This is a genomic window from Aureivirga marina (assembly GCF_015767265.1).
Lineage (GTDB): Bacteria > Bacteroidota > Bacteroidia > Flavobacteriales > Flavobacteriaceae > Aureivirga > Aureivirga marina.
The window spans coordinates 145,111-171,290 of the sequence record NZ_JADPIB010000005.1; the positions used below are offsets into that span (position 1 = coordinate 145,111).

At 26.8% G+C, this 26,180-nt stretch carries 23 protein-coding genes; 12 read left to right on the forward strand and 11 right to left on the reverse strand.

Annotated features, from left to right (window positions below; genetic code table 11):
* Positions 1-145 precede the first annotated feature (145 nt).
* The 6 genes from I1A51_RS11820 (at position 146) to I1A51_RS11845 (ending at position 5,307) form a co-directional block, all read left to right on the forward strand.
* Positions 146-463 carry a heavy metal-binding domain-containing protein gene (locus I1A51_RS11820; protein WP_196894150.1) on the forward strand — a complete coding sequence of 106 codons (318 nt, stop codon included), beginning with the start codon at positions 146-148 and terminating at the stop codon, positions 461-463.
* A 311-nt stretch (positions 464-774) separates the two neighbouring features.
* On the forward strand, positions 775-2,223 hold the full coding sequence (locus I1A51_RS11825) for a lipopolysaccharide biosynthesis protein (RefSeq protein ID WP_196894152.1): 1,449 nt from the start codon (positions 775-777) through the stop codon (positions 2,221-2,223).
* The gene (locus I1A51_RS11830) at positions 2,220-3,302 is read left to right on the forward strand and encodes a DegT/DnrJ/EryC1/StrS family aminotransferase (protein WP_196894154.1); all 1,083 of its coding nucleotides are present in this window, start codon (positions 2,220-2,222) and stop codon (positions 3,300-3,302) included. The genes I1A51_RS11825 and I1A51_RS11830 overlap by 4 nt, the downstream gene beginning before the upstream one ends.
* Before the next feature lie 41 nt (positions 3,303-3,343).
* Complete coding sequence (locus tag I1A51_RS11835; protein ID WP_196894156.1) at positions 3,344-4,273, forward strand: glycosyltransferase family 2 protein; 930 nt, start codon at positions 3,344-3,346, stop codon at positions 4,271-4,273.
* 81 nt (positions 4,274-4,354) lie between these two features.
* Complete coding sequence (locus I1A51_RS11840) at positions 4,355-5,011, forward strand: hypothetical protein (protein ID WP_196894157.1); 657 nt, start codon at positions 4,355-4,357, stop codon at positions 5,009-5,011.
* Positions 5,012-5,082: 71 nt separating this feature from the next.
* Positions 5,083-5,307: a hypothetical protein gene (locus I1A51_RS11845; protein WP_196894159.1), complete on the forward strand. Its 225-nt coding sequence runs from the start codon at positions 5,083-5,085 to the stop codon at positions 5,305-5,307.
* 44 nt (positions 5,308-5,351) lie between these two features.
* Here I1A51_RS11845 and I1A51_RS11850 read toward each other — a convergent pair whose 3' ends face one another.
* Genes I1A51_RS11850 through tssD form a run of 3 tightly spaced genes read right to left on the reverse strand, consistent with a single transcriptional unit; the run spans position 5,352 to position 8,019 of the window.
* Positions 5,352-5,669, reverse strand: a complete 318-nt coding sequence (locus I1A51_RS11850) for a hypothetical protein (RefSeq protein ID WP_196894161.1) — start codon at positions 5,667-5,669, stop codon at positions 5,352-5,354.
* Between the two features lie 7 nt (positions 5,670-5,676).
* Complete coding sequence (locus I1A51_RS11855) at positions 5,677-7,287, reverse strand: hypothetical protein (RefSeq protein WP_196894163.1); 1,611 nt, start codon at positions 7,285-7,287, stop codon at positions 5,677-5,679.
* Between the two features lie 9 nt (positions 7,288-7,296).
* On the reverse strand, positions 7,297-8,019 hold the full coding sequence (gene tssD, locus I1A51_RS11860) for a type VI secretion system tube protein TssD (RefSeq protein ID WP_196894165.1): 723 nt from the start codon (positions 8,017-8,019) through the stop codon (positions 7,297-7,299).
* 411 nt (positions 8,020-8,430) lie between these two features.
* On the opposite strand from tssD, the gene I1A51_RS11865 reads away from it, so the two are divergent.
* From I1A51_RS11865 to I1A51_RS11880, 4 genes are all read left to right on the forward strand, one after another.
* Positions 8,431-10,848: an alpha/beta hydrolase family protein gene (locus I1A51_RS11865; RefSeq protein ID WP_196894167.1), complete on the forward strand. Its 2,418-nt coding sequence runs from the start codon at positions 8,431-8,433 to the stop codon at positions 10,846-10,848.
* 213 nt (positions 10,849-11,061) lie between these two features.
* Positions 11,062-11,475, forward strand: a complete 414-nt coding sequence (locus I1A51_RS11870; RefSeq protein ID WP_196894169.1) for a hypothetical protein — start codon at positions 11,062-11,064, stop codon at positions 11,473-11,475.
* 2 nt (positions 11,476-11,477) lie between these two features.
* Complete coding sequence (locus I1A51_RS11875) at positions 11,478-12,383, forward strand: hypothetical protein (RefSeq protein WP_196894171.1); 906 nt, start codon at positions 11,478-11,480, stop codon at positions 12,381-12,383.
* Positions 12,380-14,926: an AAA-like domain-containing protein gene (locus I1A51_RS11880; protein ID WP_196894173.1), complete on the forward strand. Its 2,547-nt coding sequence runs from the start codon at positions 12,380-12,382 to the stop codon at positions 14,924-14,926. Before I1A51_RS11875 ends, I1A51_RS11880 begins: the two co-directional genes overlap by 4 nt.
* A 28-nt stretch (positions 14,927-14,954) precedes the next feature.
* Here the strand turns inward: I1A51_RS11880 and recG are convergent, their stop codons facing one another.
* The 6 genes from recG to I1A51_RS11910 all read right to left on the reverse strand — a co-directional run bounded on the left by recG (position 14,955) and on the right by I1A51_RS11910 (position 19,888).
* On the reverse strand, positions 14,955-17,189 hold the full coding sequence (recG, locus tag I1A51_RS11885) for an ATP-dependent DNA helicase RecG (protein WP_262895828.1): 2,235 nt from the start codon (positions 17,187-17,189) through the stop codon (positions 14,955-14,957).
* Between the two features lie 45 nt (positions 17,190-17,234).
* Positions 17,235-17,714 (reverse strand): MepB family protein, encoded by a 480-nt coding sequence (locus I1A51_RS11890; protein WP_196894175.1) that lies wholly within the window; start codon positions 17,712-17,714, stop codon positions 17,235-17,237.
* 86 nt (positions 17,715-17,800) lie between these two features.
* Positions 17,801-17,965, reverse strand: coding sequence for a hypothetical protein (locus I1A51_RS11895; protein ID WP_196894177.1), 165 nt, complete (start codon positions 17,963-17,965; stop codon positions 17,801-17,803).
* Positions 17,966-18,292: 327 nt separating this feature from the next.
* Positions 18,293-19,048 (reverse strand): tRNA(His) guanylyltransferase Thg1 family protein, encoded by a 756-nt coding sequence (locus I1A51_RS11900; RefSeq protein WP_196894179.1) that lies wholly within the window; start codon positions 19,046-19,048, stop codon positions 18,293-18,295.
* Entirely contained in the window at positions 19,038-19,484 is a 447-nt protein-coding gene (locus I1A51_RS11905) for an AAA family ATPase (RefSeq protein WP_196894181.1), read from the reverse strand. Before I1A51_RS11905 ends, I1A51_RS11900 begins: the two co-directional genes overlap by 11 nt.
* Positions 19,485-19,543: 59 nt before the next feature.
* A complete protein-coding gene (locus I1A51_RS11910; protein ID WP_196894183.1) occupies positions 19,544-19,888 on the reverse strand; it encodes a tRNA-binding protein in 345 nt (114 codons plus the stop codon).
* A gap of 76 nt (positions 19,889-19,964) precedes the next feature.
* Here I1A51_RS11910 and I1A51_RS11915 point away from each other — a divergent pair, with 76 nt between their 5' ends.
* Both I1A51_RS11915 and I1A51_RS11920 read left to right on the forward strand, forming a co-directional pair.
* Positions 19,965-20,720 (forward strand): LytR/AlgR family response regulator transcription factor, encoded by a 756-nt coding sequence (locus I1A51_RS11915; protein WP_196894185.1) that lies wholly within the window; start codon positions 19,965-19,967, stop codon positions 20,718-20,720.
* Positions 20,721-20,805: 85 nt separating this feature from the next.
* Entirely contained in the window at positions 20,806-21,447 is a 642-nt protein-coding gene (locus I1A51_RS11920; protein ID WP_196894187.1) for a DUF4349 domain-containing protein, read from the forward strand.
* Positions 21,448-21,701: 254 nt separating this feature from the next.
* Here the strand turns inward: I1A51_RS11920 and I1A51_RS11925 are convergent, their stop codons facing one another.
* Positions 21,702-23,762, reverse strand: a complete 2,061-nt coding sequence (locus I1A51_RS11925) for a T9SS type A sorting domain-containing protein (RefSeq protein WP_196894188.1) — start codon at positions 23,760-23,762, stop codon at positions 21,702-21,704.
* Positions 23,763-23,977: 215 nt separating this feature from the next.
* Positions 23,978-26,047 (reverse strand): T9SS type A sorting domain-containing protein, encoded by a 2,070-nt coding sequence (locus tag I1A51_RS11930; RefSeq protein WP_196894189.1) that lies wholly within the window; start codon positions 26,045-26,047, stop codon positions 23,978-23,980.
* Positions 26,048-26,180: the final 133 nt, after the last annotated feature.

The following is a 26,180-nucleotide window of genomic DNA, read 5'->3' on the forward strand; positions in this document are numbered from 1 at the left end:
AAAGCTAAAACTCCTAATAATAAAATCTTTTCACACTCTATACTTTATTAATAATCAGATTTTTAACCTCATCACCATATTTATAAAAAGACTATTTTCATTGTAAATCCTAGATTTTCCTTACATTTAGAAAAAAATAAAGATTATGATTTTAACAACAACAAACACATTAGAGACACATCAAATCAACAAATATTTAGGAATTGTAACAGGAGAAACCATTATTGGAGCGAATATTTTCAAAGATTTCTTTGCAGGAATCACAGATATTGTTGGAGGACGTTCTGGTTCTTATGAAAAAGTTTTAAGAGAAGCAAAAGACAATGCACTTCGTGAAATGGAAGAAATTGCCAAAAGAATGGGCGCAGATGCAGTTGTAGGAATCGATTTAGATTATGAAACTATTGGAAATAATGGTGGAATGATTATGGTTACAGCTTCTGGAACAGCAGTGAAATTTTAAAAACTAAAATAAAAAAGCATATCCTTATGATATGCTTTTACTTTTTTGAAGTAAAAATCTCTTCTTTTCTTTTATTATATAATTAAATTCTTCCCCTAATAGAAATTTCAATTCAAACCTAAATCTCATTCATTCAAATTTTTAGTATTTAAGAATAACTATTCTTTAAAATTTAAATTTAAGTCAGAATCATTTTAAGTTAAAAAACTAAAATTAAAAAGCTTTATATTCGTTTTAAAATAACTAATTTTGCTTTCTTTTGAAGAAAAAGAATGGCAAATTACTTATTCTTTTATAAAAATTACCCCTAAATGAATGACTTAAAACAGAAAGCTGTAAAAGGCGTAAGTTGGAGTTTTATTGATAATATTGCAAACTCTGGAATTACATTTTTAGTTGGTTTGATACTAGCTAATATCTTGACACCTGCTGAATTCGGAATTCTTGGGATGATTACTGTATTTATCGCAGTTTCTAATTCTATTGTAGACAGTGGTTTTTCTAATGCCTTGATACGAAAAGTTGATGCAAAAAACATTGATTACAATACTACTTTTATCTTCAATTTTATTTTAGGAGTAATTTTATACATTCTATTATTTCTTTTTTCACCAGCAATCAGTAGATTTTTTGGTGAACCAATTCTTGTTCCAATTACAAGAGCAATGGGACTTATTTTAATCATAAATTCATTTGGAATTGTACAAAGAACACTTTTAATCAAAGAAGTTGATTTTAAAACACAAACTAAAATTTCTTTAATTGCTTCTTGTGTCAGTGGCGTGATTGGAATTGTCATGGCTTATAAAAATTTCGGAGTTTGGAGTTTGGTTGGACAACAATTATCTAGACAATTTTTAACTTCTTTATTTCTATGGATTTTTAATAAATGGCGACCAACTTTTGAATTTTCTATGAAAAGTTTTAAAGAATTATTTGGTTTTGGCTCTAAATTATTGATTTCAGGAGTTATTGATACCATTTATCGTTACATTTATTATATCGTAATTGGTCGATTTTATTCAGCAGGACAACTTGGCCAATATACACAAGCAGATAAATTCAATACAATTTTTTCAAGCAATTTGACAAATATTGTACAAAGAGTTAGTTATCCTGTTTTGTGTAAAATTCAAGATAATGATGAACGATTAAAAGCTACTTATCAAAAGGTCATTAAATTTACAATGCTAATTACTTTTGCTTGTATGCTTGGACTTGTGGCTGTTGCAAAACCATTAATTATTTTCCTTGTTGGAGAAAAATGGCTTGTTGCAGTCGGATATTTACAAATTATTTGTTTTGGTGGAATGCTATATCCTTTACATTCTATCAATTTAAATATTTTACAAGTAAAAGGAAGATCTGATTTATTTTTAAAACTAGAAATTATTAAAAAAATCATTGCAATTGCACCAATTGTAGTTGGAATTTTATATGGAATAAAATTTATGCTTTGGGGAGGAGTTCTTATTTCTTTCTTTTCTTATTTCTTAAATACTTATTACTCTTCAACTTTAATTAAATATAATGTTTGGGAACAAATTAAAGATATTATTCCAAGTTTTTTAGTTTCGATTTTTGTTGCAATAACTATGTGGAGCATCACGTTATTCAACTATTCAAATTGGGTAATATTATTACTACAAATCATAACAGGTGGTGGATTAGCAATTTTAATTTATGAAATTTTAAAACTACCTGAATATCTTGAAATCAAAAATATTGCTCTTTCACTAATTAAAAGAAAAAAAATATGATACCAGTTACAAAACCTTTTTTACCTCCAAAAGAGGATTATGATATTTTACTTCACGGTATTTGGAAGCGTCAATGGCTAACAAATATGGGACCTTTGGCAAGTGATTTAGAAATGAAATTAAAAGATCACTTAGATGTAAATCATCTTTTATTTGTAACAAATGGAACGATTGCTTTGCAATTTGCAATTAGAGCTTTAGACTTAAAAGGAGAAATTATTACAACTCCTTTTTCTTATGTTGCAACAACTAGTAGTATCGTTTGGGAGCATTGTCAACCTGTATTTGTAGATATTGATAAAGATTCATTAAATATTGATCCTACAAAAATTGAAGCCGCAATTACAGAAAATACCTCAGCAATTTTAGCAACACATGTTTATGGAAATCCTTGTGATGTGGAAGCAATTCAGAAAATTGCAGATAAACATAATTTAAAAGTAATATATGATGCCGCACATGCTTTTGGCGTGAAAATAAATGGAGAATCTATATTCAATTATGGAGATATTTCTACATGTAGTCTACATGCAACAAAACTTTTTCATTCTGGAGAAGGTGGATTAGTATTCACCAAAGATCCTGAACTTTTAAAAAAGATGGCTTATATGCGTAATTTTGGTCATAATGGACCTGAAAATTTTCAAGGTTTAGGAATTAATGGAAAAAATTCAGAGTTTCACGCTGCAATGGGATTGGCAAATTTAAATTATATCCAAGATATTCATGAAAAAAGAAAGCTTTTAACTGAAAGGTATGATGAAAAATTAACAAATTTAAAATCTATAAAACCTCTTTGGCATGATAATGCGTGTAAAAATTATGCATATTATCCAATAATATTTGAATCAGAAGAATTACTTTTAAAATGTATTGAAGTTTTAAAAGCTAAAGAAATTTTTGGAAGAAGATACTTCTATCCTTCTTTAGCTACTAGTTTACCTTATTTAGATTCTAAAGAATTGGAAATTACAGATGATATTGCCAAAAGAGTTTACTGTCTTCCTCTCTTTTACGATTTAACAATTGAAGAAGTAGATTGGATTTGTAGATTTTTATTAAGAACTCAAAATAATTAAATCACATTATAAATAGCAGTTTTCTGCTAAAAACAACATTGATGAAACCAAAAGTAAGTGTTTGTTGTATCACATATAATCAAGCAAAATATTTACCAGATTTTTTAAAAGGAGTTGAAATTCAAAAAACTGATTTTCCTTTTGAAATAATAATTCACGATGATTTATCAACAGATAATTCAAGAGAATTTCTATTAGAGTATCAGAAAAACAGCAACTTAGATATAAAATTTTTATTTCCAGATTATAATAGATTTTCAATAGGAGAAAAACCGTTTAATTTTGTTTTTGAAGCTGCACAAGGAACATATATTGCAATTTGTGAAGGTGATGATTATTGGATTGACCCTTTAAAACTTCAAAAACAAGTAGATTTTTTAGAAAAAAACGCTGATTATGGAATGGTTTGTACGAAAGTGAAACATTTTCATCAGAATTCGCAAAGTTTTGCTAAAAATTCATGGGGTTCTCCTGAAGTTTCCTTTGAAGAATTATTAAATAGAAATCAAATCTCTACATTGACATCTCTTTTTAAAAGAGATTTATGGCTTGATTTTAATAGAGAAGTTCAGCCAGCAAAAACTGATTGGAAAATGGGAGATTACCCACAATGGTTATACTTTTCATTAAAAAGTAAAATTCATTTTTTACCAGAAGTGACAGGTGTTTATCGTGTTTTAACGGAATCAGCTAGTCATTCTAAAGACATTCAAAAACAAGAAGCATTTATCAAATCTTTTTTTGATATCAAAAAATTCTTTTTAGATTTTTCAAAAACACCTTATAATCAAGAAGATTTAGATGATGAAATTTTATTTCACTTAGCCACGAATGCTTTAAAAATGAATCATCGAAAACTTGCAAGTACTTATTATTCTCAAGTTAAAAACTTTAATAAAACCAATAAGATAAAAAGTCTTGTAACGAAATCGCAAATTCTGACAAAACTATACCAAAAAATATATCCTTAAATTAAAAAGCTATTCTTTATTGAATGGCTTTTTTTAATTGTTTTTTTCAAAAAAATGCATTTTATTTGGAAAAAATGAAATATGAAAAAGAAAATTCTATTAGGTAGTCTATCTATTTTTCTAATTGTTATTCTTTGGTTCTTTTATGAAATAAAAATTAAAGATGTAATTAATGATTATTACAAAGAAAAAATACAGGAAAATTTGATTGAAAACTTTGCAAAAAATCAAAATCATTTTGAAGAAACTGTATCGTTTATTAAAAAATTAAAGCATTTAAAATCACTTGAACTCGAAAAAGATTCTACTTTTAGAATTACAATTTCAGATGTATCAACAAATGATTATTTACAATCTTATTCTATAAATATAGAAATTGATTCCATCAATAATTATTCAGATATTTTAAAAATGGATATTAATCATTTTACTTTTTTTGGAAACAATATTAATCCAACTTTAGAAAAATTTTTAGTTGAAAAAGGTATTTCTGTAAATGACCTTGAACAATTAAAAAACTATTTAAACAAAATAGATTGTTTTGCTTATGAAACTCATAAAGATGGGATAAATTTTAAGTATAGAGGAAATTACATTGAAAGTATTAATTATGTTTTTTCTTTAAATAACGATTTGTCTAATGATGAATTACATCTAATTCATTCTAATTTTTATTGGAAATATTATGAACTCGGACTTATTTGTGGATTTGAAATGAATTGGAGATTGTATCAATAAATTATTTTTAAATAAAAAATGGCATATAAAAAAGGCTCTTTGTTTTAAGTACAAATCGTATTTAATTCAAAATGAAAAAGGTTAACAAAAAACACTACAATTTTACAGAAAAACAAAAAGGAAGAGATTATCGTAAAATTTCAAGAGCAAACTTTCCAATTGGAAAAGAACTTAAAATAATGATGAATAAAAGATTCCGAAGACAAAACAATGTAATTCTAAGAAATAACATTGTTTTTAATGAAGAAAAGCCATTTGTAAAGCATGTAAAATTTCTAAGTTGGTGGGTAGATTAACAAAAAAACCTCTCTTTAAATTAAAGAGAGGTTTTTTATTTTATTTAGTTCATTAAAAAATAGTCTGAGAGAAATAAGTAAATTCTTTCACCTGCAAAAGCTAAAATAATTGCAAAAAACATGATTAAAAATCGGGTTTTATTAAGTGAAAAATGAATTTGTTTTTTTCTATGAATGAAATAATTGAATAGAAAAAATATTGCAATAGAAATAGATGCTCCAATTGTTCCAGCCAAAACAATATAAAAATGTTTTATCCAACTATAACCACCTTCAAAAAATTCTAGAAATAAATATCTTCCAAAAAAATTGATAAATACAATAGTTAGAATCCAAAATAAAATTTTTAAAAAATTATTCATTAGCTGATTATTTCGGTTTATATCCTGGGTTTTTTCCTGAAGAAAAACAATCTGTAAGCGCTTTTCTTACATTTAAATCTGCATCATCAAACAAAGAAGTATGACTTAAACTATGCGAAGTCATCGCTAAATAAGGAATACTTCCAGGTTTCACTTCTAATGCTTCATTATTTGCATCTTCTTCAGTGATTAAATCTGCATGATATGCAGTAATTAATGTATTATAAACTGTTAGATTTCTTCGAACTTCTTTTGCTTGTGCATCTAATTGACCAAAAATAATATATTCTAACCAACCAATTCCACTAATAATTCTTTCGACATCAGCAGGATTTACAAATTGACTTACAAGACGCATTAAAATTTCTTTTAAAGTTCTTTCATCATTTCGTTTCATTGCATTTTCAATTCCTGTAGCAAATCTTTCAAAATTTGATTTTCGATTTCTAGAATGGTAAAGATCTTTTTTTGTAATATTAAAATCCTCAATTGTAAACTTGCCTTTTACCTGTTTTTCAGGCGTCCAAGAAGTATCGTCGATTTTTAATAAAAGTCCATTTTCTTCTTCTGCAAGAACATTGTGTAAGAAATTTAATAAATAACTATCATCCTCATTTGTGCGAATTTCGATAACTCGATTCACAAGTCTTAATAAATCAATCAATTCTAAATCTTCAAAGAACTCAGAACGCCCATAACCTCCTTCTCTATTTTGTCTGTTATTTAAAAACGTTGTTTTACTTCTTGAAACAATTTGAAGTAATTCATTCATGATTGCTAAAAATTCTGTTTTTTCAGGAGAAACAATTTCTTTTTTCCCAATAAAATCAATGTTTTGTACAACAACTTTTAAAATTGTTTCTATTTCAATTAAAAGTAAATTTGTTGTGCGCCAAATTGCAGGACCTTCTGTATGATTATTAATATTTATATCTGTCAGATGTTCGTAAGCACTCATATCTAATGCACGCAAATTCTCAACAGCTTTTTTAATCTTATCTGTATCCTGTAAATTATCAATTAAATATTCTAAGTTTTTAAGTGTATAATCGGCAACAAAACGCTGTGTTATATCATATTCATTATGCACATTAATTATTTTACAATCTTCATGCAATTTCGCATGATTTAATTGATGTTGTTCTTTGAAAAAAGGCGTTGAAAGATATGTGATACTTTTCACTTTCCAATATGTAGGAAAATCACTATGTGAGCTAATCAATTCTGTAAATTGATTGATCACATTTCCTCCATGCGAATGTCCTATTAAATGTAAATGAATCTCTTTTTTTGTCCAATTACTATATACTCTTAAAAGTAAATCTAACAAACGCTCAGCAGCTTTTGTTCTTGCATCCGTATTATTATCACCAGACCAACTAAAAAAAGTATCCTCGATATGAAGATCTAAATATTGAGGTTTTAAGTTTTTTACACTATTCCACAAATTATCCGTTCCTCTCCAATAATCTTTATTCGCTTGGTGTTTTAAACCTTGAATATTCACAGGATCTGTAGTTCCTGCAACAAATTGAACAATATCTTTCGGTGGTTTTATTTTAACATTAGCTGTTTTCGTTTCACCATCTTCAAATTCTACTCTAAAATTATTTTTCATTATCTATTTTTATGAAGATTGTATAATTACTTCTAATTGCACTTTTTCTAAATCACTATTAATGATATAATTTTTCAATTTATCATCTTCTAAGACTTTTCCTTGATATTTATAATCATGTGATTTATCTTCAAGATGAATTGTAATTTTATCATTAATTCTATTTTTTGTCTTGATATTTAAGACAATTGTATCTCCAACCTCGTATTCTTCCAATCTTTTTCCGTTGACGTCTGTAATGTAATAATCCACAAACTTTTTTTTCTTTTCATCTTCTTTTGGTTGATGTGGTTTACTTTCTATTGGAGCAGTCCAGCTTACATTCCATGGTTTTACAAGTTCCGTTTCATAATTTTGTACTGCTGGAGAAATCGTAATAATTGTTTGCATTGGTTCTGTACCAACTGAATCAAAAACCTCTTTAAAATAAATTAAATGTGCATCTGTAAATTCATACGTTTTAATTGGGGATGTTTCAAAACTTTCTTCATAAAAACAAACTTTTCCTTTTTCCATTTTGTCTACTTCTTCCCATGTATCATCTTCACTTTCCTTTGACATCCAATTTAAAATCAAATCAGAATCTTTTCCTGTAGGAAAACAAACGGTAATTAATCCACCCATTATTTCAGATAGAGGTTTACCATTATCTCGTATTTTTCTGTGGTAATCCATATCAGTCCAGAGCAATTCTATTTCTTGTCCTAATACAAATAGTTTGGATAATATCATTATTATTTTTGTTAAGTTGTTTTCAAGCAGATGCTAATTTTCAATTACAGTTCCCTCCTTTTCATTCTTAATTTCAACAAACTGTTCTGTATTTTTATTAAAAATTATAACATAAATATATAATATTATTCATGAATATTAAGTATGAATGTTAATTTTTTTAGTTTCATTTAAATTTACAAGAAAAATATCCTAAAATCATTTTTTATGAAAAGAATATAAAATCTGCTGAATTACTTTAATATTTTTCTATATTTGAGAATCGATTAGCTATGAGATAAACAAAACTATTTTTACCATTTTAAACAATATACTTTTGTGTATTGAATTAAAATGATTATTGAATAAATTTTATATAAACCCTCTATAAAAATAAATACAAAAAACCCTTATATTCAAAATGATAAAATTATGAAACAGCTTATTTTTTTATGCTTTATTTTTTTTACAATTAATAGCATTCAAGCACAAGAAAGTTTGACTTACCAAAAACCTCCAAAAGAAATCTTAGATTTAGTTGATGTTCCTAGAGCTCCCTATGTTTTTCTAGATGATGACAATGAAAAAATGATTCTTTTATATAGAGATTCTTATAAATCTATCGAAGAATTATCTCAAGAAGAATTACGTTTAGGAGGTCTACGAATTGATCCTAAAACAAATATTGGAAGTCGAGTTTCTTATTTTAAAAACATTAAAATTAAAGATCTTAATTCTAAAAATAGAGATGAAATTCAAGTTCAAGGATTACCACAGAATCCAAAATTGACAAATTTTAAATGGTCTCCAAATCAACGTCATCTTGCTTTTACAAATACTACAAAAAAAGGTGTAGAAGTTTGGGTTGTTAATGTAGAAACAAAACAAGCAAAGAAAATTTCAAATTTAAAAGTTAATGCAAACTTAGGAAATGTAATTAATTGGTTTGAAGATGGAAATTCACTGTTAGTAAAAGTAGTTTCAAGTGATAGAAAACCTTTAATCGAAACTAAAAATGCTGTTCCTGTTGGACCTACTATTTCTGTAAATAATGGAAAAAAAGCACAAAACAGAACATATCAAGATTTAATTAAAAACAAAAATGACGAGCATAATTTTGAACAACTTGCTATTTCTGAAATCTATCAAATTTCTTTAAACGGAACAGAAAAAAAATGGTTAGACAGTGGAATGTACACTTCTATCAATTTTTCTCCTGATGGAAATTATGTTTTAGTAAAAACAATAGAAAAACCTTTTTCTTATTTAGTTACGTATAGAAGATTTCCTTCAAAAACTACTGTTTATACAAAAGATGCAAAGAAGGTAGAAACGGTTTTAGAAACTCCTTTAATTGAAGATCTTCCAAAAGGTTTTATGGCAGTTCAAAAAGGAAAAAGAAGATTCCGATGGAGAGCAGACAAACCTGCAACTTTATATTATATAGTTGCGTTGGATGAAGGAAATCCGAAAAATCAAGTAGAATTTAGAGATGAATTTTTAGAATTAGAAGCGCCTTTTAACGGAAAAGGAAAAAGTCTTTTAAAAACAATTCATCGTGGAGAATCAATTGTTTGGGCAAATGATAAAACTGCAATTGCTTATGATTATTGGTGGAATACAAGAAATACAAAAACTTATTTATTTAATCCATCAGATGCTTCTCAAAAAGCAAAAATTATCTCAGATAGAAATTTCCAAGATACTTATAGTGATCCAGGAGAATTTGTAACGGAAAGAAATGAATTTGGAAGTAGAGTTTTAACTGTAATTAAAAATAATGTTTTCTTAACTGGAGATGGTCATACAAAAGATGGACAATTTCCTTTTGTAGATCAATTACATTTAAAATCTTTAAAAAAGAAGAGAATTTATCAATCAAAATACACAGATAAGATTGAAGGAATTTCAAAATTTAATCCTTATAAAAAAGAATTATTAGTTCGAATTGAATCTCCGAAAGAATATCCAAATTATTACTTTAGAAATTTAAGACGTAACAAATTAAATCAAATTACTTCTTTTGAAAATCCATTTAAAAGTTTACAAAATGTCCATAAAGAAGTGATAAAATATAAAAGAGAAGATGGATTAGAACTTTCTGGAACGTTATATCTTCCTGTTGGTTATGATAAAAATAAGAAAGAAAAAATGCCAATGATTCTTTGGGCTTATCCAGAAGAATTTAAAGATAAAGCAAGTGCAAGTCAGAGCACAAAAAATCCAAATGAATTTATTTATCCATATTATGGTTCTATGATTTATTGGGTTTCAAGAGGATATGTTGTATTAGATGATGCTTCTTTCCCAATTGTTGGTGAAGGTGATAAAGAGCCAAACGATTCTTTTAGAAAACAATTAGTAGATAATGCAAAAGCAGCGATTGATGCGGTGGATAATCTTGGTTATATCGACAGAAATCGTGTTGCAGTTGGAGGTCATAGTTATGGTGCTTTTATGGTTGCAAATCTTTTATCTCATTCTAATTTATTTGCAGCAGGAATTGCGAGAAGCGGTGCGTATAATAGAACTTTAACTCCTTTCGGATTCCAAAATGAAGAACGTAGTTACTGGGATGCTCCGAATATTTATAATTCGATGTCTCCTTTTATGCATGCTGATAAAATGAATCAACCTTTATTGTTAATTCATGGAGAAGCAGATAATAATTCTGGAACATATCCAATGCAAAGTGAACGTTATTTCAATGCTTTAAAAGGATTAGGAGCAACAGTTCGTTTAGTAATGTTACCAAAAGAAAGCCATGGTTATCGTTCGAAAGAAAGTATTTTACATTTACTTTGGGAACAAGATCAATGGTTAGAAAAACATGTAAAAAATAAAAAATAGGAATAATATTTTTTGATTTAATCTTAAAGGCCTAATAGTTTATAATTCTATAAATTGTTAGGTCTTTTTTATTTTTAAAATTTTAATTTAAATTTTTAACACATTAAAATAGTAAATCACATTTTTTTAACATAAAAAATTTATATTTGATTCTTAAGCTATAAAGTTTTATTTCTAACAGTTTTCAATTATTAAAATCTAAATTTTATCATAATGGAAGAATTAAATAATATTATAGAATCTTTACAAAACACAGTAAATTACATCAAAAACATTACTGGAAATGAAGATGTTAAAAACATCTCTCAAACTTGTTGGAATTGGATTAAAAATAAATTTACTAAGAAAAGTGAACAAACAAAACTTGAAAATTTTGAAAATGATCCTGATAGTTTAGAAATGCAACAAAATCTAAAAAATCTTATAAATGATGCTATAATTGATGATGAAATAAATTTTGAAGAAATTAAAGAGCAAACAGATGCATTTGAAAAAATACTAAAAGAAAAAGATCCTCAATGGGCAAATCAATATATTACTAAAACCAATACTTTAAACGTAAATGGGAATAATAATAATGTATTTTCAGACATAAATGGAAGTACAATTACCTTGAATAATAAATAAATATGGAAGAAGAAAATTATATTACCACTAATGGGAATAATAATAACATATTAAATAATATTCAAAATTCAACCATTATAATTAAATATAACGAATCTCAGAGTAAAAAAAATGAAAAAAGGAATTATATAGAACAAAATGATATAAACCCCAAAGCTGTTTTATTTAATAATTATTCTCCAAGAAATAAAGAATATTATGTCGAAAGAAATATCGACAATATTTTTAAGAATGCTTTAAATCTTAATAATTTATGGATTTTTGGTAAATCTGGAGTTGGTAAAACTGCGATGATTCATCGAAATTTATTAAACTCAAATATAAAATATTGTTATTGTGATTTAAGCCCTGTAGATATTTATGATTCAGATATTGTATTAAATGAGATTTTGAGTGCTATAGAAGACGAATTTAATCTTGAAAGAAATTACAATCAAAAAAATGTAATTAAACAAATTTCAAATTTATTATGTAATTTAAATAGTTCAAAAATTATAATTGCAATAGATGAGTTATCTATTTCTAATGAAGAGATATACAGAAAAATTGCAAATGATTTATTTAACTTAGTCAATTACTATAACAATCAATCTGAAGATGATGAATTAACATTTATAGTTTCTACTATTATCGATCCACTAAAACTAATTCTAAATAAATCTAAAGCTAGTAGTTTTTTTCAATATATATGCTGCAATCCTTGGGAAGATAATATTGAAGATTTATATATTTTAATTTCAAAACATTTACAATTAAATTTAGATGATTCAAAAAAAGAAATAATTTCAGCTTGTAAAAATTCTCCTAGAATATTAAAAAATATTTTCAAAAACATTCTTCTACAAAACGATAACAAAAAAGAAAGTATTAGTATAGCAATTCAAAAAACATTAAATGAAATAGTATGATTAAAGAAAAAGTCCTTAAAAAATATACAACTATACCTGAACATTTATATGTAAAAAGAGGTGCTGATGAACAATTAGAACAAATTGTAAATGATATGCAACGTCCAGGTTATGTTTTAGTTGCTAGACAAATGGGTAAAACAAATTTACTTTTTAATGCAAAACGTACTTTAGAAAATGAAAATCGTTTATTTGTTTATGTAGATTTATCTAATGTTTTTGAAAAAGAAATAGATTGTTACAGGAATATTATTGATTCTATAATTGAACCTAATGAAGAATTATTTGAAGATATAGAACAAGAAATTTATAAAATTAGAGATATTAATTTACCTCCTCATAAAGAATATTCAAGATCTCTTAGAAAAATTTTAAATTGTTTCAAAGGAGATGTAGTAATTATTCTAGATGAAATTGATGCACTTAGATCGGCTGAATATTCTGATAAAATATTTGCACAAATAAGAAGTAATTATTTCTCAAGAACAAATTTTTCAGAATTTGAAAGATTAACTTATATTTTATCTGGAGTTATTGAACCTACTGAATTAATAAAAGATAGAAACAAATCTCCTTTTAATATTGGTGAAAAAATTTATTTGAATGATTTTAATTTTGATGAATTTAAAAATTTCATAAATAAAAGTGGACTAGATTTAACAAATGAATTGATTAATGAAATTTTTAATTGGACTAATGGTAATCCAAGATTAACATTTGATATTTGCTCTGAAGTCGAATCTTATATTATAGATAATAATAAAATTTCAATTGAAAATTTAGAACAGATAATTACCAAAAAATACCTTATTTCCTATGATATTCCACCTATTGATCATATTAGAGAATTAATTCGATCAAATAAAGCTGTAAGAGATGCTATCTTAAAAATTCATCAAAATAGACAGAATGAATTAAGTGATGAAATAAAGAAAAAGCTTTATTTATATGGTGTAATTACTTCTGATTTTGATGAAGATTCGAAAATTAAAAATTTAATAATTAAAAAATCTATTTCTAAAGAGTGGATTGATTCAATTGATAAACAAAATCAAAATAGTTTGAATTATGGCTTAGATAAAGTTGATTCTTTAGATTTTGATGAAGCAATTAAAATCCTATCAGATTTCTTAGATAATGCTAATCCTTCTAAAAATGAAATTGAAATCTGTAATTATAATCTAGGTTTTTCTTATTATAAAATTGAAAAATATAAAGAAGCTATAAAATATTTCTCAAAATCATTTTTATTAGACCCTTACAAAAACAACTCTAAATGTCTTCTAGGTATTTGTAAAATTAATAACAATAAAGTAGATGAAGGAATTGAAATACTCAAAAAAGTTATACAAAGTAAATCAAATGATTTTGCATATAGAACAGCTATTTTAAATTATGCAAGTATTATTTCAATAGAAAAGCCTAAATATGCTATAGAATTATATAAAGATTTACTTAATTCAATAGATGAAAGTTCTGATAATATAAAAGATTCTGATAAGAGTCAAATAAAGACTCTTGGATACTACTACATTTCGACAATATATTCATCATTAGATCAAAAAGATAAATCTAATTCAAATTTAGAAAAAGCTTTAAAATACTCTAATCTATCTGATTCATTATTTTTATCTTATCTTTTTGAAACTATAAATAATAACAACATTCAAGTCATTGATATATCAAACAAAATTATTAAAAATGAAATAAAATTTAATCAAAAAGAAGAATTCCCATATAGCTTCAATGAAAAAAATCTATATAAATTTCTTGATTTACTAATTAATGAAGATAATAAAAGCTATTTTAATGATTTATTAGAATATTCTATTCAAAATTTATTTAAAAATAAATTCACAAAAATTGAAATTGTTTTTAACATTTTATCTAAATCAGAAACTACTAATCATTTAAAATTATTAGAAAATTTACTCGAAACAGAAAACGAAATAGATAGGGAATATTTATTTAGTATATATAAAAATTTATCATTTTTACATACTGAAAAAGATTATGATTTTTTTAAATATTTTGATGAATATAAAAATATTTTCAAAGAAGAAAAAAGTTTAGATGAAAATGATATTTATTTATTTATGGTAGCAATAAAAAAACTATCTGATAAATATAAAATTATTGAAGCAATTGATTTATGTTCTTTAATTGAAGAAAAATTCTTAGTATCTAAAAACTCTGATTTAGAATTTGAATTTGTCATTATATACTACTGGTGTTCAAGCCTATACTTCTCACTTAAAAAAAGAAGAAAAGCTATAGAATATGCCAACAAAGGAATTTTATTGATTAATAATTCTAAAAAAAACACTACATCCTTTATTGATGAAGAAGGTCTAAAATCGATATATGAACAAATGAATCAAATCAAACATTCTTCAATTTCACAACAACCTATTGTAAAATCGAAAAAATATGGTAGAAACGATAGAATCAAAGTAAAATATTCTAATGGAAAAATAGTAGAAAATAAATATAAAAAATTAGAAGCAGATATTATTGCTAAAAGGTGCATAATAATTGATTAAAAAAATTAGAGAAGGAAATTTTTCTTCTCTAACTAATATTCGCCCAAAGCGTTTTTTTCTTCATAATTTCTGAAAGTGTTTTTACAAGAATTTTATTTTTATCTTTTGATAGATTATAATCATCTTGTAAAACTTCTTTTGCGGTTTCACGAGCAAGCATCAATATTTGATTATCTTTTACAATATCAGCAATTTTTAGGTTTAATACACCGCTTTGTTGTTTCCCCATCAAATCACCTGGCCCACGTAGTTTTAAATCTACTTCTGCAATTTCAAATCCATCATTGGTTTTTACCATCGTTTCCATACGTACTTTTCCATCACTAGAAAGTTTATTTCCTGTCATTAAAACACAATAACTCTGCTCTGCTCCTCGCCCAACACGCCCGCGCAATTGGTGCAATTGCGAAAGTCCAAAACGTTCTGCACTTTCAATTACCATCACACTTGCATTTGGCACATTTACACCAACTTCAATTACAGTTGTTGCAACCATTATTTGTGTTTTTCCTTCCGAAAATTGTTGCATTTCATAGTCTTTATCTTGTGGTTTCATTTTTCCATGAACAATACTCACATTATATTTTGGTAAAGGAAATTCGCGTACAATACTTTCATAACCATCCATTAAGTCTTTATAAGTCATCTTTTCTGATTCCTCAATCAATGGATATACCACGTAAACTTGTCGCCCTTTTTCAATCTCTTCTCGCATAAATTTAAACACACTCAAACGATTGCTATCATAGCGATGTGCAGTTACAATCGCTTTTCGTCCCGGAGGCAATTCATCAATTACAGAAACATCCAAATCGCCATAAACACTCATGGCAAGTGTTCGAGGAATTGGTGTTGCAGTCATTACCAAAACATGAGGAGGAAGTTCATTTTTCAACCACATTTTTGATCGTTGTTCTACACCAAAACGATGTTGTTCGTCGATAATCGCTAAACCAAGATTGTTAAATTTCACTTTATCTTCTAAAACTGCATGTGTTCCGATTAAAATATGAGTTTCTCCAGATTCGATTTCTGCATGAATAATCCTTCTATCTTTTGTTTTTGTAGAACCTGTAAGCAAACGAACTTTAATATTCATTTCTTTTAATAATTCTTGAATGGAATTAAAATGCTGTGTAGCTAAGATTTCCGTTGGTGCAATCAAAGAAGCTTGAAAATCATTATCCAAAGCAATCAACATTGTCAACAATCCAACAATCGTTTTTCCAGAACCTACATCTCCTTGAAGAAGTCGATTCATTTGCGTAGGGTTCGACATGTCTTTTCGAATTTCTTTTAATACTCTTTTTTGAGCTCCAGTCAATTCAAAAGGAAGATGATTATTATAAAACCCAAGAAAATTATCTCCAATATTTTCAAAAGAATAACCTTTAATTTTTGCTTTTCTAGTACTTTTTTTCAGTAATAATTGCATTTGAATAAAGAATAATTCTTCAAATTTCAGTCGAAATTGCGCTTTAGTAAGAAGTTCATAATTCTGCGGAAAATGAACATTAAGATATGCTAGTTTTTTTTCTAAAAGATTATTGTTTTTAATGACTTCTTCTGAGAGAGATTCATTAATATTTTTTCCAATTTCTGAAAGTAATTGATGAATCCATTTCGAAATTACTTTATTAGAAATTCCGCGAGCTGAAAGCTTTTCAGTTGATGGATAAATCGCTTGCATAGCTGTACCAATTTTATTCTCATGATCTGATTTTAATTCCATTTCTGGATGTGGCATGCTAAAATTTCCTTTGAAGAAATTAATACGACCAAAAATCACATATGGAACATTCAATTTGATACTATCTTTCAACCATTTCATTCCACGAAACCAAACCAATTCTAAAATCCCTGTTTCATCTTGAAATGTTGCAACAAGACGACTTCCTCTTTTTTGTTTGATTTCTTGAACACGAATAATCTTTCCTACAAGTTGAATTTCAGCAGTATTTGGTTGTAATTCGCTTACTTTAAAAAACTTTGTTCTATCAATATATCGATTTGGAAAAAAGTTTAATAAATCACCAAAAGTAAAAATACGAAGCTCTTTATTCAATAATTCCGCTTTCGCCGCTCCTACCCCTTTTAAGTAACCAATAGATGTTTTTGCTGAGTATGTATTCATTCTTTTTCTTGTAGTTTTAGAAAGAACGAAGATACGATTTTTGTGTTTTTTAGGAAAATAATTTGACTTGCTTTCGGCAGTTAATTTAATATAGTTTTTAATTTTAATTTTGACTTCGGCTTCGCTCAGTCAGCAGAATTATTTTTAAAATAAGTATAAAAAATAATCTATTTTTTATTTCAAAAGACTTTTAAATCCTTCTTCCTCTGTGATTTCATAAAAATATTCTAATTGCCATTTTTGTGTTTTTTCAGCTTGTTTATTTGTTACAATATCCCAACTTGGATAGACTCTAAAACCTCTTTTTCCATCTTTTTTTATTGTTTTTAAAATTCCTTTTTCAATTAAAATAGCTTTCGGAAAAATAAATTGTCCTAAATGTGAATCTTTTTTCACATTAATTATATAAAAATCAATATCATCATTTTCGTGAAAAGGTTCTGTAATTCCTTCTTTATTTCTTTTCCAAAAAGTTACAAATTGACCTGTTTTCTTGGGTGTAATTTTAGAATTTCTACAAAGCACAAAAAATTGATTTAAATGAAATTGGCAAGCTTCATATTCTTTTCCTTCTTCTTCAAATTTAAAATTAGAAATCTTGTATTCATTTTTATCATAAATTTTATTTTGAAACTCTTTCATTAAAGCATTCATATAGCATTTTTATTAAGTTTTAAAACAAAAAAATCCCATCATGCCATGACAACATAATGAGATTTTATACTTTTAGAAAATATCTTTTATTTCTTAGCTGCTTTTTCTAGCTTTTTGTATTTACGGATTTCCATGATGTTTCCAATCACCCAGTAAGGGATTGCAAATGTTAATAAGAAAATCATTAACCAGAAACCTGTAGTTAATACTGTTAGAAAAGCTAAAAAACCTGAAAATTGAGAAAAATCCATAACTGGTAATTTTTGTTTTAATAGTATTTTCAAGCCAAAAGTACTATTTATTTTCCAACTAAAGAACTATATTTTGTTTTTTTATCAATTGAACAAATATTTAATTCAATTTAACGGATGATTTTCAAATTCTTACTAAATATTTACATTATTTAATTCCGTTTTTTTGTTGTTATTTAAAATTCATCTATTTAAAATTTAATCCTCCATATGTAAAATTCCTAAAACTAGAAATAATAAAAATAATGGAAGTAAAAACAAATGGAGTTTATTTCTAAACAGCTTCATTTTAATTGATTGGTAGATTGGTAATCTTTTTAAGTGTTTTTATAATATAATTTCTCTTAATAAATTGGTGTATTCGTCTTTTATTGGTAATTCAGAATTCATGATAATTTCATTTCTTTCTGCAAAAGTTTTCTCTTTTTTTAATGGATTAAATCCTTCTTTTTTCACTTTCTCTATATAAAAACCGATTCCTCTTTTTTGCCAATTTGGAAGATTATTATAGTTAATTCCATTTTCAAACAAAAATTCATTTTTAAAAGAAGTTGAAGTTCCTAAAATTTTACCAGAAGCTTCTCTTGCCGAAAAACCTTTTTTTCTCAAAAACCAATAACAATGTGCTTTTATAGAATTTCTTTGCGAATCTTGATGTCTCCAACGGAAATAATCAATCACTTCTTCTTTATTTGGCAAGATTGAAAGTCTACAATCAAAAGCCGCAAAATCTCCCAGTAAAAGAGAAAATTTTGCACTCGCTTCTCCTGCCAAAATAGAATTCCATTTTCTAGTTTTTCTACCAAATAAGCCTTCATTTAAATCAAAAAGTAAAGAAATCTCATCACTTTGTGTATATGCGTAATTAATTTTAAAACCACAATTCATCAAATGTTTTGTAGTTTCTACCATCATATCTCGAAATTTCGGATCAAATGGTTTTTCAAAATCATGTATTTTCTTTGTCAGTTTTGTAAATCCTCTTCCATCAATTCTAGCTACGATATAAAATCCTAGCGGAACATTAAAATCATTAGCTGTTTCGTATATTCTTAATTTTTTATCTAAATCGTCAAATTTCATTTTTCCATTCTGTTATTATAAATTCATCCTTCACTATTTCTACAAAATAAAGTGTATCAAAACCTTCTTCGTAGTTTGGCATTTCTAGGTTTTTTCTTGTCGAAAACAAACCAACGTTCGGGATTTTCTCTTTTCCTTTTCTTAATAAATTTCTTTCTAAAGCCTCTTGAATATTAGATTTAAAATAATATCCAATCACTTTATATTTATTCTCTTTTGCTAAATCAATAAAATATTTTCTTCTCTCTTTTTCAACATTTGTATTATCTACAACAAATTGCGTATTCGTTTCAAAACAGGTTTCTAGAAACTTTTGTTGCTTATTTTTCGTATTCAATAAATCCAAACTTATTCGTACATGAGAATTAAAAAAATTCTGCTTATAAAAAGTCGATTTTCCTGTAGCTTGTATTCCTATAAATAGTATTGCTTGCATTGCTTAATTCAAATAAAATTTTTATTGTTCTCTTCCATATTAAATTCACTTTCATCTTTCTAAGCAATTCGCAATCCATTTTTAATTTTTCTTTCAGGAGAAATAATTGTCACTTCTTTTTCATCGCCAACAGCTCCCAAAAGTAAACATTCACTCATAATATTTGCAATTTGTTTTGGTGGAAAATTTACCACAGCAACCACTTGTTTTCCTAACAAATCTTCTGGTTGGTATAATTTTGTAATTTGCGCAGAAGTTTTTTTAATTCCAAATTCCCCAAAATCCAATTCTATTTTATAAGCTGGATTTCGAGCTTCTTTAAAAATTTCTACTTTTAAAATAGTTGCAACACGCATTTCAACTTTTGTAAAATCTTTCCAAACAATTTCTTTTTCTGTCATCATTTTCTTTTGTTTAATTCTTAAAGTCAAAATTCAACAAAAAAAGCTAACTTTCCACAAAAATTCAGACTTATTTCAAATGGACATTATTATCATTGAAGACGAAAAGCCTGCGGCTAGAAGGTTAAAAAGATTATTAGAAGATTTTGGTTTACACACAAATACGATGTTACATTCTGTAAAAGAATCGGTTGCTTGGTTTAAAGAAAATAAACATCCTGACTTGATTTTCTTAGATATTCAACTTTCAGATGGTTTATCTTTTGAGATTTTTGAGCAAGTAGAAATTACAAGTTCCATTATTTTCACAACTGCATATGATGAATATGCTTTAAAAGCTTTCAAATTAAATAGTATTGATTATTTATTAAAACCAATTGATGATGATGAATTGGAAGTTGCTATTGAAAAATTTAAGAAAAACAATCAACAAGCAGCAAATCCACAAATTGATTTATCGCAAATTCAACAACTTTTGAGCAATCCTTTTGAGAAAAATTATAAAAAACGTTTTACAGTAAAAGTCGGGCAACATTTAAAAGTAATCCAAGTTTCAGATATTGAATGTTTTTATTCTGAAAACAAATCGACTTATATTTTCACAAATGAAAAGCGAAATTATCTTTTAGATATTCCTTTAGAACAATTGGAAAATCAATTGGAAGAAGATGTTTTTTTCCGAGTAAATCGCAAGTTTTTTGTAAATATTAATTCTATAAAAGATATTGTTTCGTACACAAATAGCCGTTTAAAATTGGTTTTGGAAAATTATGATGAAGAAGAGATAATTGTAAGTCGAGAAAAAGTAAAAAAATTCAAAGAATGGTTAGGTTAGAATAATTTTGATTTTTTAAATCTAAAACTTAAATCATTTTACGTAAATATTTAATCCAAAAACTAAATTTCAAATTATTAATCATATGAAAAAGATAAGTATTTTATTGCTTTTAGTTACACTTTTGGTTTCGTGTGCAAGTATGAAAACTCCGGTCACTCATACAAAACGAAACATTTCAACAGAACAAAATGTTTTAGAGAATAAACGAAAGATTATTTACAATGCTTATATCAATTTATCTATAAAAGAATTTGATTCTGCCGCAGTTCGAATTGAAAATATCATTAAATCAAAGAAAGGATTCATCATCGAATCTTCTTTAAATGAAACAAAATGTCGAGTTCCAGAAAATTTATTAATTGAAACTTTAGATGAACTAGAAACTTTAGGAAAAGTTCGATATAAAAATATTGAGGGAAAAGATGTTTCGGAAAGTTATTACGATGCGCAAACACGCTTAGAAAATGCGGAAGCAGCAAAAGCGAAATATTTAAAATTATTAGATAAAGCTGTTTCTGTACAAGATATTCTAGCAATTGAAAAAGAAATTGAGCGATTAAATGAAAAAATTGAATTGTTGAAATCAAAAATTGAAAATATTAATTATTTAAGTACATATTCAACAATTCGAATTCAATATAGACAAAAAGAAAAACTAGGAATTCTAGGTTATGTTGGTGCAGGATTATATCATTCTGTAAAATGGCTTTTTGTAAGAAATTAAAATAAAGAGAGCTCACAAAATTGTGAGCTCTTCGTTTCAGTCTAAAAAATATATTGGGAAAATTGACGACTTTTTTTGATAATTAGAATTTAAATGAAATAAGATTCTAATTTTTATTTATAGATAAAACATTTAATTCTACTTATACCCTACCTTTTAAATTTCTTTTTTTATTTTAATCTTAAACAAAAAAATAGAGCTCACTTAAAAAATGAACTCTATTATTATGTAATATTTGAGGGAAAAATAATTCGTTATTTAATTAATAACGTTTTAGTTACGTTTTTATTTTCATTAATTACTTGTAAATAATAAATTCCTGTTTTTAAACCATGTGGAATCGTTTCTTTTTCTTTAGAAAAACTTTTTTGCAACATTAATTGTCCGATAGAATTATAAATAAATACATTTGTTTGTTGGTTTGAATTAGTTTCAATTGTTACAAAATCATTTGAAGGATTTGGATACATTTTTATAATTGCATTTGTTAGATTCGTTTCTTCAACATCCAAAGCATTTATCGTATCAACAACATGTAATGTATGATTTGTCGTTTTTCCATATCTATCTGTCGCAATAATATTAATATCAAAAGGAATTGTTTCAAAAGTATGTCCACTAATCATTCCTGTATTTTCATCCAAAATTAATCCACAAGGAATATTATCCGACGAATAAGTTAAACCAACACCTTCAGGATCTGTAAAAGCAGAATTAGGCAATGTGTAATCAAATTCCATTGTTGAATCCCAATCATAATCCGCTAAAGTTCCATTAGAAATTGGCGCTTCATCTTCCCCAACTTTTAACCAAAATTCTCTTGTAAAAGAATTTGTTCCATCAGAAGCTTGAATTGTAATTTTCGATTCTCCCAACGTATTTCCATCCACATTACTAATATTGAAATATTCTAAAATACTTAAAGGCGTAACATTAATATCAGAAGAAGGAATAAATGTTTCATTTGAAGAAGTTAATGTATACGTATTTGTTCCAAATCCAGCCAATTCTTCTCTAAAAAGTAAAGTTGTATTTAAACTTTCTCCTTGTGCTAACAAAACATTTTCTTTTGGACGAATAAATACCTCAGCATCTGGAAAAATAAACAATTGAAATTGCTCTTTATAGGATTCAAATCCGTTAGAAATATGAACAATTACTTTTGTTTCACCAACGACTCCTGAAGGATTTATATGTAATTCTCCATTTTCTACAGAAAAGCCAGCACAAGAAATAATTCTTGGATTTTCCACTTCAAAGTCATAATCGAAAACTCCATCCGAACCATCTAAATTTTTTACATCAAAAGGAACAATTGTCGCAGAATTCGTTGCTGATTGACGAATAAATTGTCCATTAATTGAAGGAACTTGAAAAGGTGGTTTATCAAAAGATACTTTAGAAATTACAGTATTTTTTGTATAAGAAATTATCTCATTATTAAATGTTGTAACATTTGTTAAAACACCGTCATTCACTACAACTGGATTTAAAGGGTTTGCTTCTTTTACCCAATTTACTCCGTCAGTTGTTGAAAATAATCTATCTTCTTCTTTAATTAAATGATTTCCATCTGTTCCTGCATATGGATGAATTTTTACAACTAGCCAAAGTTTATTATCATAAATGAAAGACGAACTAACTCTATCTAAATTTGCTTCAAAAGGGAACTCATTTCTTGTCCAATTTGCTCCATCATTTTCAGAAACATATACACCTCTTTCATTATCGATAAAAGCCCAATCTGTTTTATGTCCACCAAATAAAATTAATTTTCCATTTAAAGAAACCACTTTTTGATCCCAAAAGTGCGGAAAATCTGTTGATAATGCATTTGTTGCTTGAATCCAAGTAGAACCATTTTCTGTATACCAAACATCGTTATGTCCAGCTCCAGCAATTACAAATAATTTTTTGTTGTGAACTAGTACTTGATGTCTTCTTCTAGCTGGGAAAGGCGGAACAGCAGCAACTGTCCAAGTAATTCCATCTGTTGATGTTTTAATTTCATTCGTCATTCCACCAATATTACCTCCAATAGAATAATATTTTCCTTTAAAAAAAACTGTTTTCGACCAAGCATTTAAAACATCACGTCCGACTAAAGTCCAATTTTCTCCATCCGTAGATTTTAAAACATCGTAATGTGAATAAAGTTCTTCATCAACATTTCCGAACATCCAAAGTTCATTATTTCTTTCTACAAAAGAATAATCATTAGACATTCTCATATTTGTTAAATCATATGTTTGTGGTGCATTTTGTGCAAAAGTTATTACACTTATAAATAAAAAAAAGTAATAGATTTTCATCATGTTTTTGGGGTTTTAATTCTACATTCATTTTTGTTTTTTAGATTCACATAAAAAACAATCCTATTTTGCGTTTCATCTATATATAAAACAGTTTTTGAAGTAAAAACCCTACTCTATTTTTGCTATTTTCCATTAATATTTACACAAAAAAATAGAGCTCACTAAAAAATGAACTCTATTTACTTGATTTAAAAAAATTGGGGTAAAATATGTTTTTATTTCACTACTAAAGTTTTTGTAACGTTTTTATTTCCATTCATTATTTGTACATAATAAACTCCAGTTTTTAATTGATGTTGTATTGTTTCTTTTGCAGAAGAAAAACTATTTTTCATCATTAATTGCCCAATTGTATTATAAATAAATACATCCGTTTTAGCTGTAGAATTTGTTTGAATTGTAATTAAATTTTCAGACGGATTTGGATACAAATTAATTACTTCATTAGATAGTAAATTATCTTCAATATCTAAAGTAACACTTGTATCAGCAATCACATGTAAATTGTGATTTGTTGTTTTTCCATATCTATCCGTTGCAATGATATTAATATCAAAAGGAAGTGATTCAAATGTATGACCTGTAATTTTTCCAGTTGCTTCATCGATAAATAATCCACATGGAATATTATCAGAAGAATATTTTAAAGCAGCACCTTCAGGATCGGAAAACGAAGAAGTTGGTAAATTATAATCAAAATCAGAAGTTGAATCCCATTCATAATCTGTTAAAGTTCCATTTGAAACTGGTGCAGCATCATCACCAACTTTTAACCAAAATTCTCTTGTGAAATTACTTGTTCCATCAGTTGCATGAATCGTAAACTTTGTTTCACCTTCTACATTTGAATCAAAGTTTTGAATTCGGAAATATTCTAAAACACTTAATTCAAAATTACTTACATCAGAAGAAGAAACAAAAGATTCATCAGAAGAAGTAAATGTATAAGAATTCGTTCCATAAGCAGCTAATTCTTCTCTAAACATTAAAATTCCACCTAAATCAGCCCCAGTAGCAACTAATTTATTATCCATTTCTCGGATGTAATTATTACCATCAGGATAAACAAATAAATAGAAACTTTCTTTATAAGAGTTAAATCCATCTGTAATTGTGATTATCACTTTTGTTTCTCCTAATTTTCCAGAAGGTGTAATATGTAACTCACCATTTTCCACTGAAAAACCAGAACAAGTAATAATAGATTCGTCAAGAATTTCATATTCATAATCAAATAAACCATCCGAACCATCTAAATTTTTCACATCAAATGGAACAATTGTCGCAGAGTTTGTACCTGATTGACGAATAAACTGTCCATCAATTGCAGGAACAATAAACGGAGCTTCTTCAAAAATTTCTTTCGTTGTCGTAGGTCCAGATTGTGAAAAAGAAATAATTTCATTATTAAAACTAGCAATAGCAGTTCTAATTCCACTATTTGCAACAATTGGATTTAAAGGGTTTGCTTCTTTTTTCCAAGTAATTCCATCGATTGAAGAAAATAATCTTTCTTCTTGCTTTTTTAAAGATTTTCCTTCATTTTTATGATACGGATTAATCTTTACAGAAAGCCAAAATTTTCCATCTTTTATAAAATGAGTGTGTATTAAATCTAAATTCACACCCTCGATTGGAAATTCATGTTTTGTCCAATTTACTCCATCATCTTCAGAAATATAAATTCCACGTTCGTTATCTACAAATCCCCAATCCGATTTATGTCCACCAAATAAGATTAATTTTCCTTTAAAAGAAACAACTGTTGCATCCCAAAAATGAGGAAAATCAGATGATAAAGCATTTGTAGCTTGTGTCCAAGTAGAACCATTTTCTGTGAACCAAACATCATTAAATCCAGCTCCAGCAATCACAAATAATTTGTTGTTATGTACAAGAACAGAATGTCTTCTTCTTGCAGAAAAAGGAGGCGTTGCTTGCGTTGTCCAAGTAATTCCATCTGTAGAAGTTCGAATTTCATTTGTCATAAATCCGTCGTTTCCACCAATCGAATAGAATTTTCCTTTAAAGTGAGCTATTTGCGACCATAAATTAATCGAGTTTTGTGAAACTAAAGTCCAGTTGTCACCATTTGTAGATTTTAAAACATCATATTCAGAATAGTTTCCTTGATCTACGTTTCCGAACATCCAAAGTTCGTTATTAACTTCTGCGAAAGTATAATCATTTTCTATTTTTAAAGAAGCTACATCGTAGTTTGTCGCAGTTTGTTGTGCTAGTGCACCACTAGCGATAAATAATAAAGAGTAAAATATTTTCTTCATGTGTTGGGGTTTTATCATTTAATCATTTTGTTTTTTTAGATTCACCTAAAAAACATTTCTAAACATTTTAACTTTGTTAATGTCATTTCAAGTAAAACAACTAGTAAAATGATTCCCCTACTCTTTTTCTAAA